Annotated in this window: 18 protein-coding genes and 1 tRNA gene; 9 read left to right on the plus strand and 10 right to left on the minus strand. The window is 39.4% G+C overall.

What is annotated here, in order from left to right; genetic code table 11:
• Together FJR09_RS24750 and FJR09_RS14955 are read right to left on the minus strand one after the other, a co-directional pair.
• A partial coding sequence (locus tag FJR09_RS24750) for a hypothetical protein (RefSeq protein WP_217361128.1) occupies positions 1 to 242 on the minus strand: 242 nt, incomplete at its 3' end.
• A gap of 573 nt (positions 243 to 815) precedes the next feature.
• Positions 816 to 1,274, minus strand: a complete 459-nt coding sequence (locus FJR09_RS14955) for a DUF4079 domain-containing protein (RefSeq protein WP_168633055.1) — start codon at positions 1,272 to 1,274, stop codon at positions 816 to 818.
• A gap of 127 nt (positions 1,275 to 1,401) precedes the next feature.
• Between FJR09_RS14955 and FJR09_RS14960 the strand changes: the two genes are divergently transcribed.
• The 3 genes from FJR09_RS14960 to FJR09_RS14970 all read left to right on the plus strand — a co-directional run bounded on the left by FJR09_RS14960 (position 1,402) and on the right by FJR09_RS14970 (position 6,588).
• Positions 1,402 to 2,007 carry a TIGR02466 family protein gene (locus FJR09_RS14960; protein ID WP_168652666.1) on the plus strand — a complete coding sequence of 202 codons (606 nt, stop codon included), beginning with the start codon at positions 1,402 to 1,404 and terminating at the stop codon, positions 2,005 to 2,007.
• A 186-nt stretch (positions 2,008 to 2,193) separates the two neighbouring features.
• Positions 2,194 to 5,607, plus strand: a complete 3,414-nt coding sequence (locus tag FJR09_RS14965; protein ID WP_168652665.1) for an alkaline phosphatase PhoX — start codon at positions 2,194 to 2,196, stop codon at positions 5,605 to 5,607.
• Positions 5,608 to 5,817: 210 nt separating this feature from the next.
• Complete coding sequence (locus tag FJR09_RS14970; protein WP_015078733.1) at positions 5,818 to 6,588, plus strand: RNA methyltransferase; 771 nt, start codon at positions 5,818 to 5,820, stop codon at positions 6,586 to 6,588.
• Between the two features lie 16 nt (positions 6,589 to 6,604).
• Here FJR09_RS14970 and FJR09_RS14975 read toward each other — a convergent pair.
• A tRNA-Ile gene (locus tag FJR09_RS14975) sits at positions 6,605 to 6,677 on the minus strand.
• Between the two features lie 342 nt (positions 6,678 to 7,019).
• A complete protein-coding gene (locus FJR09_RS14980) occupies positions 7,020 to 7,256 on the minus strand; it encodes a hypothetical protein (RefSeq protein WP_015078732.1) in 237 nt (78 codons plus the stop codon).
• A 192-nt stretch (positions 7,257 to 7,448) separates the two neighbouring features.
• On the opposite strand from FJR09_RS14980, the gene FJR09_RS14985 reads away from it, so the two are divergent.
• The gene (locus FJR09_RS14985; RefSeq protein WP_168652664.1) at positions 7,449 to 7,700 is read left to right on the plus strand and encodes a hypothetical protein; all 252 of its coding nucleotides are present in this window, start codon (positions 7,449 to 7,451) and stop codon (positions 7,698 to 7,700) included.
• 46 nt (positions 7,701 to 7,746) lie between these two features.
• Positions 7,747 to 8,910 (plus strand): FAD-binding oxidoreductase, encoded by a 1,164-nt coding sequence (locus FJR09_RS14990; protein WP_168633051.1) that lies wholly within the window; start codon positions 7,747 to 7,749, stop codon positions 8,908 to 8,910.
• Here the strand turns inward: FJR09_RS14990 and FJR09_RS14995 are convergent.
• The 3 genes from FJR09_RS14995 to FJR09_RS15005 form a co-directional block, all read right to left on the minus strand.
• Positions 8,885 to 9,517, minus strand: coding sequence for a hypothetical protein (locus FJR09_RS14995; protein WP_168652663.1), 633 nt, complete (start codon positions 9,515 to 9,517; stop codon positions 8,885 to 8,887). The two genes, FJR09_RS14990 and FJR09_RS14995, sit on opposite strands and share 26 nt — an antisense overlap.
• Positions 9,518 to 9,610: 93 nt before the next feature.
• The gene (gene ilvD / locus FJR09_RS15000) at positions 9,611 to 11,302 is read right to left on the minus strand and encodes a dihydroxy-acid dehydratase (protein ID WP_015078728.1); all 1,692 of its coding nucleotides are present in this window, start codon (positions 11,300 to 11,302) and stop codon (positions 9,611 to 9,613) included.
• Positions 11,303 to 11,426: 124 nt separating this feature from the next.
• Positions 11,427 to 12,197 carry a pentapeptide repeat-containing protein gene (locus FJR09_RS15005; protein ID WP_015078727.1) on the minus strand — a complete coding sequence of 257 codons (771 nt, stop codon included), beginning with the start codon at positions 12,195 to 12,197 and terminating at the stop codon, positions 11,427 to 11,429.
• 52 nt (positions 12,198 to 12,249) lie between these two features.
• Here FJR09_RS15005 and FJR09_RS15010 point away from each other — a divergent pair, with 52 nt between their 5' ends.
• Positions 12,250 to 12,567: a hypothetical protein gene (locus FJR09_RS15010; protein WP_254433121.1), complete on the plus strand. Its 318-nt coding sequence runs from the start codon at positions 12,250 to 12,252 to the stop codon at positions 12,565 to 12,567.
• Here the strand turns inward: FJR09_RS15010 and FJR09_RS15015 are convergent.
• A complete protein-coding gene (locus tag FJR09_RS15015; RefSeq protein ID WP_015078726.1) occupies positions 12,542 to 12,862 on the minus strand; it encodes a multidrug efflux SMR transporter in 321 nt (106 codons plus the stop codon). The two genes, FJR09_RS15010 and FJR09_RS15015, sit on opposite strands and share 26 nt — an antisense overlap.
• Positions 12,863 to 13,049: 187 nt before the next feature.
• Between FJR09_RS15015 and FJR09_RS15020 the strand changes: the two genes are divergently transcribed.
• From FJR09_RS15020 to FJR09_RS15030, 3 genes are all read left to right on the plus strand, one after another.
• Complete coding sequence (locus tag FJR09_RS15020) at positions 13,050 to 13,793, plus strand: DsbA family protein (RefSeq protein WP_015078725.1); 744 nt, start codon at positions 13,050 to 13,052, stop codon at positions 13,791 to 13,793.
• A 295-nt stretch (positions 13,794 to 14,088) separates the two neighbouring features.
• Positions 14,089 to 14,784, plus strand: a complete 696-nt coding sequence (locus FJR09_RS15025) for a CAP domain-containing protein (protein WP_015078724.1) — start codon at positions 14,089 to 14,091, stop codon at positions 14,782 to 14,784.
• A gap of 18 nt (positions 14,785 to 14,802) precedes the next feature.
• Complete coding sequence (locus FJR09_RS15030; RefSeq protein WP_015078723.1) at positions 14,803 to 15,627, plus strand: alpha/beta fold hydrolase; 825 nt, start codon at positions 14,803 to 14,805, stop codon at positions 15,625 to 15,627.
• A 66-nt stretch (positions 15,628 to 15,693) separates the two neighbouring features.
• On the opposite strand, the gene FJR09_RS15035 is transcribed toward FJR09_RS15030, so the two are convergent.
• A complete protein-coding gene (locus tag FJR09_RS15035; RefSeq protein ID WP_015078722.1) occupies positions 15,694 to 15,996 on the minus strand; it encodes a DUF1816 domain-containing protein in 303 nt (100 codons plus the stop codon).
• Positions 15,997 to 16,116: 120 nt separating this feature from the next.
• Positions 16,117 to 17,037: a 23S rRNA (guanosine(2251)-2'-O)-methyltransferase RlmB gene (gene rlmB, locus FJR09_RS15040; RefSeq protein ID WP_051155230.1), complete on the minus strand. Its 921-nt coding sequence runs from the start codon at positions 17,035 to 17,037 to the stop codon at positions 16,117 to 16,119.
• Positions 17,038 to 17,160 lie beyond the last annotated feature (123 nt).

Genomic DNA, 17,160 nt, shown 5'->3' on the forward strand with positions numbered 1-17,160 from the left:
TGTGGGGATTTTGGAGATGATTTTGTCAGAATCAGGATATCCAGGATTTGAGGATTTTCAGGATGTTGTTGGATGATTGTTTGTGGGAAGTTGGGATTTTTCAGGATGTTGTTTAATGATTGTTTGTGGGGATTTTGGAGATGATTTTGTCTGATAGCGTAGCGTGGCGCAAGCCATATTAGGATTTTCCGGATTTTCAGGATGGGTAATTGGTAATTGCGAAAATGCTGTAAACTAACCATCTAAAGAAGAGCATAAAACAACATCTTTAAAATATCCCAACTTCCAAAAAACACCACTTCCTCAAAAACAATCTTTCAATCACATCCTGTAAATCCTCAAATCCTGGATATCCTGATTCTGACTAAAAAAAACACCACTTCCTCAAAAACAATCTTTCAATCACATCCTGTAAATCCTCAAATCCTGGATATCCTGATTCTGACTAAAAAAAACACCACTTCCTCAAAAACAATCTTTCAATCACATCCTGTAAATCCTCAAATCCTGGATATCCTGATTCTGACAAAATTGAGGGACAGGTTTTTCGAGCAGCTTTAGAATCTTTACCATCAAAAATGTCTTGCGTACCCAAGTTCTTGAAAGCATGAATCATTTATAAAGGTTTTACTGTTTTAAATGATTTGATAAATGAAAACCCTATATATATGGGCGCACACTTTTCCACTCATAACATAAGTGTAATCGAAACTGAGAATTTTGTCAAGGGCTGAATCAGGATTTTCAGGATAAATTATTTGTGTGTGGTCTGCACAATTTCCCAGGCATAATAGAAGCATGGTAGAAACTGAGAATTAAGGCAAATACTTTTGCACCACAGTCCAACCACTGAGAGATACCCAAGCGAATCCTAGTAATAAGCAGAAATTACAACCAAGATGTAATGGTCTAGCCCAAAGTTGTGTGGTATTAATTTGAGTGGCGCTAAATGCGGATACTAAAACTAAGATGACGACTATTAACCCAGCGGCTAAATGTGGTGAATGTCCCAGTGAACCAAAGTGTCCTAATGTACCCACAATGCCAACAGCTAGAAGTAGTAATACTAGACTAACCATCGTGATGCCGATTATATAATGGAGCGATCGCACCTGCTGACGATACCAAGGTAAGAGAATACCGAAAGATTCTGGGTTTGTTCTAACCCGTAACATCCAAAGACCAGTTATGGCTAAAAATAAATAGGCTAGTAAAGATAATCCCATTGACCAAGCGGCTATTTTCCATAACCATAGAAAGGAAGGTAGGTGCATAAAACAGTTCAGTGCAGGAAAGTTACCTATTGAGCTTAACAGGACTTAGGCTTTTTTTGTTTTTAGCCGTCCATGTTTTTTGCCCAGCGACAAAGTTCACAAGTCAATATAAACATAAATCAAAATTATGGTTGGTTCTAGAAATGATTGGTTTCCCACGTCTGTTTGGCATTTTTCCCTAGAAAATTATCAACAATTAAATCCTCCACTCTTACAAACTATCTATGCGGAAGAACGTCGAGATAGTCAGGGTGAGAAATGGTCAAATATACTAGGATGGCATAGTACAGATAGGTTGCATGAAAGGGATAGTTTTGACAACCTGATACAAATCATTAATCAAAATGTCTTAGAAGTTGCCACATTTTTACAATGGGACTTACAAAAGTTTAGTCTCAAAATTACAACTTGTTGGGGAATTATTAATCGTAAACTTGCTTCCAACTCTGTACATAATCATCCCAACTCAGTTTTAAGTGGAGTTTATTATCTGAAAACTCCTGAAAATTGTGGTGGCATATTTTTCTCTGATCCGCGACCAGCTTCACAGATGATCGTACCACCATCTATAGAGTTTAATCTCTGGACTTTCCCCAAAATCACTTATAAAGCTCGTGAAGGGACGATGTTAATATTTCCCAGTTGGCTGTTACATGGTGTGGAAATGAATACGAGTAATGAAGATCGGGTGTGTATTAGTTTTAATATTGGCATAGTACCTATAAATAGATAATCTTGCCTTAATCAAAAATTAACTTTTAGAAGGATTTTTAATTAAGAAATAGCCAATTCATAGTGCCTTCTTAACCTCTGAGTGAGAGGCTAATAAAAAGTGATATTCGTATTCGGTAAATATAGGTTTTCCTAAATTTACCAAGCATTGATTCAGTAAGCATTACAAAGAAAACTGAGGGATTTTATGGGTAACACACCATTCGATACAACCCAACCGTCTCAAGTCAAAGGATTAAACGGTTACACAGTTGACCCAATTTTTACAGTTGGCGACAAAATTGGCAACTATGTTCCTCCCGGTATTCTTGACGGTATTGGTGCTTTTTCACTCAACGATACAACTGTTCGTGTATTAGTTGTTAATGAAGTAGGGGCTGCTGATGGTTATAAGTACACCCTGAAAAACGGTACTCAACTCCCCGGTGCAAGAGTTAACTATTTTGATGTTGACAAGCGCACATTGCAAATCGTCGATGCTGGATTAGCCCATGACACCATTATCAACCGCAAAGGTGAAGTTGTTGATGCTGCTGCTGATTTAGAGAACGCTGGTATTCAACGTTTTTGTTCTGCTGCTTTATTTGAAGCCAACCAGTTTGGTGCAGGTATTGGTTTAGCTGATCGTATTTTCTTCTCTGGTGAAGAAACCAGTAATGGTACACAATTCGCCTTGGATACACAAACAAATACTTTATATGCAGTACCCGCATTTGGTCGCGCTTCGTGGGAAAACGTCACAGAACTAAATACAAGCCGCACTGATAAAGTTGCCTTTTTAATTGGTGACGATAGCAATAACGCGCCTTTATATCTCTATGTTGGCGATAAAAAAGCTGGCGGTTTCCTGGAACGCAATGGTTTAGCACAGGGTAAACTATTCGTATGGGTGGCTGACGATCCTGCAAATGCTACTGATGCAATTGAAGCTAATCCTAGCCAGTTCAAAGGCAGTGGTAACAGCACAAACGGTCAATTTGTAGAAATTTCTTACTACGATCCCACAAAAGCAAATACTACAGGTTATGACTCTCAAGGTTTTGCTACACAAACAAAACAAAATGAGTTAGCTACCGCAGTTAATGCCTTCAGGTTTTCTCGTCCTGAAGATATCGCTACAAATCCTTCCGATGGTACTCAAGCTGTTTTAGCCTCCACTGGTATTACTGCAGGACCTGATGTTTGGGGTACAACCTACAAAATTGATGTTGACTTTAGCCAACTTCTTTCTACTACTGCTACTGTTCCTACAGCAGAAGACACTGCACCCTTTTTACTACCAACAGGATTCACTCAGACAGAAATTGTTGACCGCAACAAAGCTAATCTAGATCCTCAATTTGCTGCCACCTTTGGTAACTGGGACATGGTGGCACTCGATCCCACCAACCGCTACATCTACATTCCGATGGAAGTAGGTCAAGGCGCTGGTTTAGCTCGCTACGACACCCAAACTGGTGACTTTGTTTCAGCCTTGACTGGTCAAGCGGCCTTACCCTACACCACCAATCCTACGGTTTGGGATAAGAATAATGATGATTTTGGTCCTTTTGACCCTGCGGTATATACTCCCTATGGAACAGTTATTACAGCAGAAGAAAGAACCAATGGTCGTCTATTTGAGTGGCTTAACCCCTTGATGGCTGCTGGTGATACAGCTAATGTGGTTTGGCGCAGTAATATTCCTGCTGTTTCCCATGAAGGCTTGAAGTTTGATGCTTCTGGTACTTTGTACTTTATTGATGAGAGCAACACTGGTTCTATCTACAAGTTTGTACCTAAGACTGCTGGTGATTTGAGTGTTGGACAAAGTTTTGTCTTGAAGGTAACTGCCTTTACAGGTATTGCTTCGGAAAACTGGGACTCTGCTACAAATACAGCTACTACTCGCACTGGTGCAGCTACTTGGGTGGCGATTACCGATGCTAATGGCGTGAAAACCACCACCGCCGATCCCTTTGACTTTAGTAGCACTACTACGGGCGGACGGGCAGCAGCGGATGAAGTTGGTGGTACACCCTACGGTCGTCCAGAAGACTTAGAAATTATTGGTGACATTCTTTATGTAGCTACAACTAGCGAAAACGCAGTTTATGGCATTAACCTCAAAACTAATGAAGTTAAGCTTTTTGCTAGTCGTAGCACAATTGATGGTGGTACTGCTTTAGCTGCGGGTACCAACCTCAATAACCCTGACAACTTGGCTAGTGATGCTGCTGGTAATCTTTACATTATCGAAGACAACGGTCCTGGCGATATCTGGAAGGCATCTGATAGCAATAAGGATGGTGTAGCTGAATCAATTACTCGTTGGGCTAGTTTGGGAGTTCCTGGATCTGAACCTACTGGGTTGATTTCTACAAACAATCCCAATGAATTTATCGTTGCCATTCAACACCCCACATCTGGAAATGATGCTCTGTGGAAGATTACAACTGCACCAGAAATCACTGCAAAAATTGACATCCTTTACGATGGCAACGACGCTGGTAAACAAGATTTCGGTATGCGTAGTCCTGATAACCTCGACTGGGCTGATAATGGCAAAATTTACTTACAAGAAGACCGCGCACTAGGAGCAGATATCTGGGGTGCAACTTCTAAGCAAGAAGCCTCTATTTACGTTCTTGATCCTGCTGCTGCCAATCCAGCGGACAGCTTAACTAAAATTGCACAAGTTGATCGCTCGGCTGTTCCTTCTGGTCAAACTGATTCTAGCCCCACTGATATCGGTAACTGGGAAACTTCAGGTATTCTAGACGTTTCTAGTCTTTTTGGTAACGCTCCTGGTACACAGTTTGTGTTTGATGTCCAGGCGCATAGTATTCGTTCTGGAACAATTATTACCGCCACAAATATTGATGGTAATGGTGATGGCACAAAAACTAGACAAGAAAACCTGGTTGAAGGTGGTCAGTTATCTTTCTTGACTGCGCCTAATGCCAATTTGATTCAGGACACACAATTCTTTGCTGGTACACCTAATGCCGATACGATTGTAGCCAAGCAAACTCCTGGCTTTGGTGGTATTAAGGATGTCGTGTTTAGTGGCGCTGGTAATGACGAGGTTGATAGTGCGGCTGCGGGCGCTCTTGCCAGTAATAACATTATTGACGGTGGTAGTGGCAATGATACCGTGTTTTTAGCCAATGGCGATCGCGCTTTTGGTAGTGCTGATAACGACACATTCTTTGGAGATGAAGCCAATAATTTCCGTGCCTCTGGTGGCGCTGGTAATGATTTATTCTTCCTGGGTAATGGTACTGGTGGTCGTGCCTTGGGTGGTGATGGTAATGATACCTTTGAAATCGGTCTTGGTGGTGGTCACACCCTATCTGGTGGTGCTGGCGCTGACCAATTCTGGATTGTTTTTGGTGAATTAACCAAAGCTACTAACACCATTCTAGATTTCCAAATTGGTACTGATGTAATTGGTATTTCTGGCGCTGCCAGTTTAGGTATCACTACAGCCAATCTAACTTTGACTCAAGTTGGTGCTGATACTGCGGTTATCTTTGGTGGTCAAACTTTAGCCACTTTAACTGGTATTCAAGCCAGTGCTTTGAGTGTGGCTAATCCTAATCAGTTTGTCCTGGTTTAATTAAAGCCAGCATTTAATAGTAATTACTTGTAACTAAATACCTTGGCAGGACTTGATATTTTTCCAAGTTTTGCCAAGGTTTTTTAACTTTTGAATATTGTGCATAAGTTCTAGTATTTGATATTTTTTTACTTAAACCACTAGTTTTGCATATAGATAATGCCAGAAATGTTGAATTATGATGATTAGAGCCAGTAAAAGTAAATAAGTATGACAGAAAGTTTTAATATACAACCCAGTTGCCATAACGTAATTATCGTATTAGTAGAACCAGCCGGACCATTGAATATAGGTTCAGTGGCCAGAGTTATGAAAAATTTTGGCTTATCTAAATTAATATTAGTCAATCCTCAATGCGATCGCACATCCTCGGATGCTATAAAAATGGCAGTTCGTGGCAAAGACATTTTAGAATCTGCGATCATAGTAGATACATTACCAGCAGCATTACAGGGCTGTGTCCGTGCCATTGCAACCATGGGACGGGACTACAGTGGAGAAATTCCTCTAGAAACCCCTCGCACCGCTTTACCCTGGTTATTAGCAGCAGCAGAAAAGCCTGTAGCTTTAATTTTTGGCAGGGAAGATAGGGGATTAACTAATGAAGAATTAAATTATGCCCACAAATTAGTTTTTATTCCCACTAATCCAGAATATCCATCTTTGAATTTAGCTACTGCGGTTTCTATTTGTTGTTATGAATTGTCACAATCTACAGAATTATTTATAGATGAGAATATACCTGTTTCAGAAATTGCCCCGTTAGATGCGATGGAAGCATACTATCAACAATTGGAATCTTTATTGCTGTCCATTGGTTATCTTTATCCTCATACCGCAGCTAGTCGCATGGAAAAATTCCGCTACCTGTATAATCGTGCTTATCCACAAACTGCGGAAGTGAGAATGTTAAGGGGGATTTTACGACAGATAGAATGGGCAATTAACAGGCAAAAACCTGAAAAACGTGATTTATTATAGTTAGGATTTTGCAAAGTGCGCCCTGCTGGAATCGAACCAGCCTGAAGACGAATTATGAGTTCGTTGCCTCCCCAATCGGCCAAAGGCGCTTATTTACTTGGATTTTAACCCTGTAGTTTTAGTTTAGTCATTGATTTATAACTTCACTTCAACAACAGTACACTATTCTACCATAATTTGGCAACCTGTAAACAATTATCAACAAAACCACTAATTTCACTAAATCTAGTGTTCGGCGAATATTTCTGGTAGTTCTGTTTATTGACACCCCCCGGTCTACAGACACGGGGAGTGTCAAACTAACGCTACTTGAATTCTGGCATAAACTTTTACAGCTTTCCCATTTTTAAACTGTGGATTTTTGACCTTTATGGCATTCAAGGCATTAAATTTTACATTTCTTATTATTTGTTGACACTTGTCGGATGATTTTAATCATTCCATTCACCACGAGGGGGAACGGGTGTGCGTAGGGGTGTACGTGTTAACTCATCATCTCTGGTGAAATCACCGCGTAACCATTGACGGATAGCCACTTCAATCACTTTACTGGGGTCATTAGTGAGATGTTGAATTTGCTCTATTAATTCAGAATCTAGATGCAGAGCGATTTCTGTCTTGTCAGCGCGTTTATTATCTGCACCGTTAGGTTGTTCTTGCATATTCATCGTTTTAAATACTCTGAAATAGTTTAATTGAAAGCGTTGTCAAGCAGTTATGATATTTATAATTTCAGTCTATTTAATTGTAAGCTGCTGAGTCATCAACACTAGGAATTATAAATAGACTTTACACCCTTTCCAGGTAAGCGTAAAGCTCAGTTGCTTAATTCCTAGTATACAAGCAAAACTTCTACGTAGTTGAGTAACTACTCTGAGATAAGTGGATTGGTGTTAAAATGGATTCAGGATAATTATAAACAACAAGGTATAAAATCTTTGGCAATGTCGGCTTTAGGTTGTGGACTTGGTAATTTACAATGGCAAGATGTTGGACCATTGATGTGCAAGTTTTTAAAAGAGTTAGATATTCAAGTTTGTATATACTTACCCACTGATGGAAAAATCGCTGATGAATTTCTGACAAAAGAATTCTTGCTTTCATTAAAATGAATAAAACATTTAATAATTCATGTGCAATATACATTTTTACTAAATTATGAAAACTTACGACTGGATTATTATTGGTGCGGGAATTACTGGTGCTGCACTTGCGTATGAATTAACAAAAATTGGATTTTCTGTACTTTTGTTGGAACAATACCAAACACCCCAAAATGCTACCCGTTATAGTTATGGTGGCATTAGTTTTTGGTCAGCAACAACAGCAATTACAAAACAATTATCTACAGAAGGGTTAACCCGTCATCGGATATTATCAGAAGAATTAAATGCAGATACTCAATTTCGGGAATTAAATTTATTAATGACTATTTCCGTAGATATTAATCCCGAAACAATGGCTAAATCTTATCAAGATGTTGTTATTCCTCCGCATTTAATTAGTATTCAAGAAGCTTGTGAATTAGAACCTTTTTTAAACCCCGAAGCTATATCTGGTGCATTAACTGTTAAACATGGTCATGTTCACCCAGAAAAAACTACCCAAGCTTACATTCAAGCAATGATAGATTTAGGAGGAGAAATCCAATTTGGGGAATTTATAGAACTAGTAACTACTTCTATGAAAAAATGTACAGGTGTGAAAACAAATACTAATACTTTTCAGAGTGATAATGTTGTGATTTGTGCTGGAGGAATTACTCGTAAACTACTAAAATCAATGGATATTGCTGCGAAAATATATTTTTCTCATGCAGAAATCATTGAAATACCATCTACAGATATTCAATTACATAGCTTAGTATCACCCGCAAATCTGCAAAGATATGAACTAGAAGCAGAATCTACTCAAATTGATGAATTATGGGATAACCCGAATCATGAAATAGTATCACCAATTTTAGATGCTGGTGTGGTGCAATTTCTGGACGGGAGTTTACGCATAGGTCAAATTAGCCGGGTTTTAACAAATCCGCAAGCGGAAATTAACTCAACAGCAAGTGAACAATGGTTACGAGAAAGTATTACGAACATATTACCAAGTTTAGGAAATTTACCAGGAACATGGCATCATTGTTTAGTGGCATTTACTCAGGATAAATTGCCTTTAATTGGTGCTATTTCTGAATTTTCAGGACTACATATATTTTCCGGTTTTAGTAGTCCTTTTCTCTTTGTACCACCTTTAGCAGTCCGGTTTGCTAATTTTGTATCTGGTCAAAAAGATGAGATAATTAAACAGATGTCTCCTGACCGTTAGAATTAGTCATCATATTTTCTGGATCTGATTTCATGAGTTTAGCAGCTTCTTGTAATAGTGCTTTTTGTTCGTTGTGAATAACTTCTAAACGCTGGGAAATTTCAGCTAACCGTTGCTGTTTACTTTGAATTTTACCAATGCCGAAAATTCCCACTTTAGGAAATGTTATCCAAAGAGATTTTAATAATTTTTGTAGTAATATAAAAGGAATTTTTAAAATTGACCAACTGGCAGTTTCTATGATTCTAACAATTGCTTTAATGATACTCCAAATCACTGCAATTGTAAATAATAAAATTATTCCACCCCTGACAGGGTGATTTATTCCCCATGTGAATATTTCTAATACTTGGAAAAACCAGGGATATTGTGATAAAAAATCATGCACAGATGTATTAATAGTTTTTTGAATTACTCCTGATGTATTATTAGTAATTCTCTCGACATTGTGCCAATTATTTTCTAAATAATCTTTAGTATTATCAGTTGTTTTTGTCGCTTGTTGTTGTACAGATTGAGTGAAAGAATCTAAATTGTGATTAATACCATTTTTCAATATTTGCCAACGTTGAGTAACTGTTTCTGATAAGTTTGAATTTAGCTGCATGGTTACTGAGCCTGTCGAAGTATAATCTTAAAATATACTAACTAAATTTCAGATCCCCGAGTTCTCAAAGAAGTTGGGGATCTCATATAATTACTAATTAGCAAATAAGTCCAAATCTGTTACTGCACCCACACTACTGGAAGCTACAAGTTTGGCATATTTCGCAAGTACGCCCTTAGTATATCTGGGTGGAAGTGGTTGCCAATTTGCGCGACGAGTAGCTAATTCTGCTGCTGATACATTCAGTTGCAACAATCGGGCATTGGCATCTATGGTAATGCTATCACCTTCTACTACTAAGGCGATGTTACCACCTACAGCCGCTTCTGGGGCAACGTGACCGACTACCATGCCGTAAGTACCACCGGAGAAGCGTCCGTCGGTAATTAAGCCTACAGAGTCACCTAAACCAGCCCCAATAATAGCGGAGGTGGGGGCTAACATTTCTCTCATACCGGGTCCGCCTTTTGGTCCTTCGTAGCGGATAACTATAACATCCCCAGCTTGGATTTTTTTGGCGAGAATTGCCTCTAAACAGGATTCTTCCGATTCAAATACTCTCGCGGGTCCTGTAATTACAGGCTTTTTGACTCCGGTAATTTTGGCTACTGACCCTTCTATGGCCAGGTTGCCTTTGAGAATGGCTAGGTGTCCTTGAGCATACATGGGGTTATGCCAAGGACGAATTACGTCTTGGTCTGTCCGTGGTTCTGCGGGGATATCTGCTAAGACTTCGGCGACTGTTTGCCCGGAAATGGTGATACAATCACCATGCAGCAAGCCATGGGCTAATAGCATTTTCATGACTTGGGGAATACCGCCGGCTTTGTGTAGGTCGGTGGCTACATATCTACCACTGGGTTTTAAATCACAGATGACGGGAACACGACCGCGAATGGTTTCAAAGTCGTCTAAAATTAGTTCAACACCAGCAGCGCGGGCGATCGCTAAAAAATGTAATACTGCATTGGTAGAACCACCCACAGCCATAATCACGGAAATGGCGTTTTCTATGGATTTGCGGGTGATGATTTGCCGAGGTAATATTTGTTTTCGTATAGCTTCAACGAGGACAACGGCTGATTTTTCGGTGCTGTCGGCTTTTTCTGGATCTTCAGCAGCCATGGTGGAGGAGTAGGGTAAACTCATGCCCATGGCTTCAAAAGCTGAAGACATGGTATTGGCTGTAAACATCCCTCCACATGAACCCGCACCGGGGCAAGCACCGCGTTCAACTGCTAACAGTTCATTTTCGTCAATTTTACCAGCACTGTATTGACCAACGGCTTCAAAGGAACTGACAACGGTTAGATCTTTACCCTCATAGTGTCCGGGTTTGATTGTACCACCGTAAACAAAGATAGCAGGGATATTCATCCGCGCCATGGCTAACATTGCCCCTGGCATATTTTTGTCACAGCCACCAATTGCTAATACACCGTCCATACTTTGCCCAGTACAGACTGTTTCTATGGAATCAGCGATAACTTCCCGTGAAACGAGGGAGTATTTCATCCCTTCTGTTCCCATGGAAATGCCGTCACTAATGGTAATTGTCCCGAAAACTTGGGGCATTGCACCGGCGGTTTTAATCGCGGTTTGCGCCCTTTGTGCCAGTTCGTTTATCCCCATGTTACAAGGGGTAATGGTGCTATAGGCATTGGCTACACCGACAATGGCTTTGTTAAAATCTGCATCTTCAAAACCTACAGCCCTAAGCATGGCGCGATTAGGCGATCTTTGTACCCCTTGTGTGATAGTTTTACTTCTAAGATTTTCTGACATTTATCTTTTTCCCTTCTGTGCCATTATTGCTTCTTAGTTAGTATCCTAAGTTAAGACGAAGCTGCATAGAACAAGATTTTCATAATCATTAACCGCAGATAATGATAGATTAATGAACTGGGTATTAGAAGGGCAAAAATTGTAATAAGACTGAACCTAGACTACCCGCAAAATCCATAAAGCTAGGTTTACCTGTATTCACTGTTTCTGTGTAAGGGGTTTTTAATTCTAAAATAAATGCTTTGGCTGTTTGTGTTCCTTCACTATTCTTTTCTTTTTCAAATAGTTCTATTGCTTTTTGGGCATCTTCTAAAGCGTTTTTTCTATCTAAACTTTGGTAACTAGCGACACCACGGGCTAAATATGCCCCAGCATAGTCTGGTTTAAGTGCGATCGCTTGGCTAAAATAATCAATAGCTGGTTTAAGATTCCCCTTTTCTGCTGCTGCTACACCCCAAGCATAAAAATCTTCTGATTTAGCAATTTGCGAAGGTATTCCTACCGCACCTTGAAAATTTGTACCTGTAATATTCGCACCTTTCAATTCAGCATTCATTAAATAAGTATCTCTTAAATCAGCACCGCTTAAATTTGCACCACCAAGTTTAGCCTCACTTAAATTCACGCCAAATAAACTCGCACCGCTTAAATTCGCACCTCGCAAATCCGCACCAGCCAAATTTGCCCGACTTAAATTCGCACCCGCAAGATTTGCACCGTTTAAATTTGCCCCAGCTAAATCAGCCATTACTAACCCAGCGTTACCAAGAAGACATTTTGGACATTGTTTATTTGCCAATAACTGTCTAATATCTTCATAATTTGCCGCTTGCACTGTACCTGATAAGCTGACTGTGACTAAAAATACAGATGTTAGCAAAATTTTACTGTTCATAATTTATTTTTGTATTAATCTAAGTTTCTGGTTTAGTGTGGTCAGTTATCAGTTGTCAGTAGGGGCGAAGCATTTGGAAGATAAATTATCAGTCATTGCCAAAAATAGTTCTCCAAATGCTTCGCCCGTACAGTTGTCAGTAGGGGCGAAGCATTTGGAAGATAAATTATCGGTCATTGCCAAAAATAGTTCTCCAAATGCTTCGCCCGTACAGTTGTCAGTAGGGGCGAAGCATTTGGAAGATAAATTATCGGTCATTGCCAAAAATAGTTCTCCAAATGCTTCGCCCGTACAGTTGTCAGTGGTTGTTAGTAATTATTTCCCCCTGCCTCTGCCTCGTCCCTTTACTCAGCCAAATTTAAACCAATAATACCGATAATTATAAAAGACATAGAGATAATTTTTACCAGCGTAAAAGACTCATGAAACCAAATCACGCTAATCGTAGCAATTATCAGAGTACCAAAACCTGCCCAAATAGAATAAACTATACTCACCGGAATTGTCCTGAGAGAAAGAGTTAAAAACGTTAAGCAAAGTCCATAAAATACAAAAATAAAAATTGAGGGGATAATTTTGGTAAATTCTTCTGACAGTTTCATACAAGTTGTACCAGAAACTTCAAAAATAATTGCTGCTATCAGATAAAGCCAACTAATTAGCATAACTGTGATCTCACTCCTGTTTGATTGGGATATTTACTGATAAATTTTGTCCAGAATTAAATTCTATGTAAACTTTAATTTAAAAAATGTATATTAACTAAAGGCATTATTTCAGAAACTTGAAATAATTGCTGTTTTATCCGCTACTTGATAAAATCACATTGCTAGTGCTATACCTTGAAAAAAAATGTTCAAAATTTTGACTCATTTCCGAAATTTAGCAATTGTTAGCTTGATCGGCTTGATATTAACCTGGTCACTTCCTGTCCAAGCTGATACCAAAATCAACCCCCAACTAGAACAACAAGTTTTAGAAATTATCCGCAAAAATCCCGAAATCATTATTAAATCTGTAGAAATATACCAGCAGCAACAGCAAGAGAAACTACAACAATCACGACAAAAATTTATCAATGATTTTCAAACAAATCCTCAATCTGTAATTGGTGATTCTCCCACAATTGGTGCAACCAAATCAAAAACCTTATTGATAGAATTTTCAGATTTTGAATGTCCTTATTGTGCCGAAGCCCATCAAACACTCAAAGATTTATTGGCAAAATATCCAAATAAATTCACCTTAGTTTATAAGCATTTTCCCCTTTATCAAATTCATGATCAAGCATTACCCGCAGCTACAGTAGCTTGGTCCGCATATCAACAAGGTAAGTTTTGGGAATATCATGATGCCTTGTTTACCAACCAAAAACAATTGGGTGAGACTTTATATTTAGACACTGCTAAAAAGCTCAATTTAAACCTCACAAAATTTGGCAATGATCGCAAATTAGCTAATAAATCCATCCAAAAAGACCTATTATTAGCCCAACAATTAGGATTGGGTGGCACACCATCTTTTATTATGACCAGTCCAAATTTTGCTGGACCGGTAAAACTCACAGAAGTGGAAGAAATATTGCAAGGTAAATAATAAAATCTGATGGTTAAGCAATACTTTATACCAATTTTATCGTTGTTGCCAATAAATCTGCACCTTTAGCTAGAGGTGGCACGTATTGGTTAACTGTTCTAATTGCAATAAGTGTAAGGAGTAGTCTTATGAGAAGTGATGAGGATAACTTTTCGCTTCTCAATTCCTATTTTGACAAATCATCAGTTTATTTACAAATAACCCTTTACATTTAATAACCAAAAATATTACAACAGGTAATAGGTAGTTATCCAAAAAGATTACTACTACAGTAAACAAGAAAACGGGGTCATGAATGCGTTACCTGGGATTTTTGATATTATTACCTATTACGCTGGCAACTACTTTTTCTGATCAATTACTAAAACCTCCAGAATCTACCATTCAACTGCTTGCTAATAAAAATAATCAAACTTCATTAGCACAAACAAGTTATCTGTCCACCTTGGAAAAACAAGTAATTGCGGAAACTAACAAAGTCAGAACAAATCCTCAATCATATTTGCCCATTTTAGAAAATTATAAACAGCGGTTTCAGGGAAATCGCGTCAAAATTTCCTATAATACCTATTTAATCACCCAAGAAGGCGTAAAACCGGTTAATGAAGCGATAACTTTTTTAAAATCCGTCCGTCCCGTCAGTGCATTACGTGCCTCCAAAGGAATGTCTTTAGGTGCGCGAGATCATGCTAAAGACCAAGGACCAAAGGGAACAACAGGTCATGATGGTAGTGATGGTAGCAGACCTGACACTCGCATCAATCGTTATGGGAAATGGCAAACTACCGCTGGTGAAAATATCAGTTATGGACCAAATACAGCCCAAGACATTGTCATGCAACTAATAATTGATGATGGTGTACCTTCCCGTGGACATCGGACAAATATTTTTAACCCATCTTTTCGGGTAACTGGTGTAGCTTACGGTTCTCACAAACAATACAGAACTATCTGCGTCATTACCTATGCTGGTGGTTATATCGAAAAATAGAACTTACAATCAGGATTTATGGCTGTACCACTTAACTTCTACATCCAAGGTCAAGGATTTCCCATCCTTGGTTTACATGGTCATCCTGGTTCGGGACGTAGCCTCTCTATCTTTACCAATCATCTATCAAAACGCTACCAAACCATTGCCCCAGATTTGCGTGGATATGGCAAAAGTCGGTTTCAGGGCAAATTTGAGATGCAAGACCATTTAGACGACCTAGAAGCCCTATTAGACCAATTTAAAATAGAAAAATGTTTATTATTGGGATGGTCGCTAGGAGGCATTTTAGCCATGGAACTGGCCATGCGCCTACCGCAACGGGTGACAGGCTTAATTTTAGTAGCCACTGCCGCTAGACCTTGGGGCAATCATCCCCGGATTTCTTGGCAAGACAATATTTATACAGGCATTGCTGGTATATTGAACTATATAAAACCCAGTTGGCAATGGAATATTGATACTTTCGGCAAGCGATCGCTCTTTCGCTACTTAATTCAACAACACACATCCACAGCATACAATTACATAGCTAGGGATGCCCTACCAGCCTACTTACAAACCTCATCAGCAGCTACAAACGCCCTCTACAGTGCCATTAGAGCAGGTTATAATCGCACCCCCGACCTTTGGCAAATCCAATGTCCTAGCCTAGTGCTTGCTGGTGAACAAGACCGTCACATTACCGCTGATGCCAGTTTAGAAACAGCCAGACACATCAAAAACTCTCAATGGCAATGTTACCCCAACACAGCCCACCTCTTTCCTTGGGAAATACCCCAACAGTTATTAGGAGACATTGATAGTTGGTTAGTAACCAACCCCCAAATAATCGAAGTTTAAATTAGCCATAGTTCGTTCCCAGGATTAGCCCAGGAACGATAACAGCCTCTGGAATTGTTGATTAGACTAAATTTGACCGCTAAAGACAGGCTTTACTTTACGGTCAATCCATTCCCCCAAATCTTCAGCAATTGTTAAAACAGTAGGTTTACAGCGTTTGATATTCACTATAATTCCCTGCGCTCCTTCAATTTCCAAATCTTCTATATAGCCATTGCTGGCTTTAGTAGCTTCCACAGAACTGAAAAATGGACCAAAGTAGTATGTACAACTGGGATTTTGTGTGACAATTTCTACCCACCAAGCAAGGCCGAGTCCATTGAATGTATTAATCAACCCCTCTTGGAAGTTATGCCAAATCGTTTTCATGGTTTTCGCCGATTTATAAACGTGTGACTGGATGTGTGAAAATAGGTGAGATTTATTGTCTTTTACATTGTTTATAGTCACTGATTTCGTGGATATTTGTCTACGAAATCAGTAACTGTACTATTGTTTTTTCAAAGCAATTGTCTGTAGTTTATCAAGATACAGTGTATTTTGAGATTTTTGGCGATAAATTTCGTAAAGTGCCATACCAGTCGCCACCGAAGCATTGAGGCTAGGAGTCTTGCCCTGTAAGGGAATGGACACCAAAACATCACAAGAACGTTGTGTCAACATCCCCAGACCTTCGCCTTCACCACCCACGACTAAAACCACAGGTCCGCTAAACTTAACACTTTGTAATGGTTCGCTACCTGTAACCGCAGTTCCATAAATCCAAAAGCCTTCTTCTTTTAACTGTTCTAAAGCGCGACCAAGGTTGACAACTCTAGATACAGGAAAGGTTTCTAATGCCCCTGCTGCGACTTTCATTACCGTAGAAGTAATTCCCGCTGCCCTTCTTTGAGGAATCACCAAACCGTGAGCGCCAATCGCTTCTGCTGTGCGAATAATTGCCCCTAAATTGTGGGGATCAGTAATACCATCAGCAACTACAATTACAGGATCAGTCACAGCTTTAGCGTTGCTAATCAGATCCTCTAGTTCAATATAAGAATAAGGAGCAATTTGAGCCGCTATTCCTTGGTGATTTGCCCGACCAGTAATTTGGTCTAACCGCATTGGTTCAACTTCATCAATAACTGCGCCATTATCTTTGGCTTGCAAAATCAAATGATGAAATCTGGGATCATAACGGAGACGAGTAGTAATCCAAAGACGGTTGATACTGTGTTCATTTTCCAAGGCAGTCAAAACTGGATGACGACCATAGATTAGATCAGTTTCTTCTGTGGGTGTGATTTCTGAGGATTGCTCGGAAAATTGGGAAGAGGGACGATATCTAGCAGTGAAGGATTTACCGCCCGTTGGTAATGCGATTTCTGAAGATTGTTCAGAACCGTAGCGAGATGTGCGGGGTTTCACGGAAAATGACTTACTTTCTCTGTCTACTCTCACTTCTGAAGATTGTTCAGAACCGTAGCGAGATGTGCGGGGTTTCACGGAAAATGACTTACTTTCTCTGTCTACTCTCACTTCTGAAGATTG

The sequence above is a fragment of the Dolichospermum sp. UHCC 0406 genome (assembly GCF_009712025.1).
In the GTDB taxonomy this organism is placed as follows: Bacteria; Cyanobacteriota; Cyanobacteriia; order Cyanobacteriales; family Nostocaceae; genus Dolichospermum; species Dolichospermum lemmermannii.